At 66.2% G+C, this 521-nt stretch carries 1 protein-coding gene; it reads left to right on the plus strand.

Going from position 1 to position 521, the window contains the following annotated elements:
• Positions 1–521: DUF5801 repeats-in-toxin domain-containing protein (locus LWH48_RS18190; protein ID WP_232913683.1), on the plus strand; the 521-nt coding region annotated here is incomplete at both ends.

Raw genomic sequence — 521 nt, forward strand, 5'->3', positions numbered from 1 at the left:
GACGACGGCCCGACTGCGCAAACCGACACGCCGACCGAGGCGGTCACCGTGGCCCTGGACGAATCGCCGCTGCCGGATGCCGGCGACGGCATTCTCAGTGACAAGGGCGACTTCTCGGCCTATTTCACCACCGGCGCTGCCGTGGACTACGGCACCGATGGGGCGGGCGACGTCAGCTACGCCTTTGTGCTTAACACCGGCGACGCTGACACGGTCGGCAGTGGCCTGTACGCCCTGGATCCGAGCGACACCAGTGACACCGACACTGACGGCATCGGCCAGGGTGACGAGATCCAGTTGAGCGTCAACGCCGCCGGCACCGTGATCACTGGCAGTGTTGGCACCACCGACTACTTCACGCTGACGCTGGATCCCGCCACCGGCGAGATCACCTTCGCCCAGCAGGCGAACATCTGGCACGACGACACCACTGACGGTGACGACATCGAGACCCTGCTGCTGGAGGCCGGCACGCTGCTGCTCGAGCAGACCGTGACCGATGCCGACGGCGACAGTGACAC

This window comes from Halomonas sp. G15, from assembly GCF_021282295.1.
Lineage (GTDB): Bacteria > Pseudomonadota > Gammaproteobacteria > Pseudomonadales > Halomonadaceae > Halomonas > Halomonas alimentaria.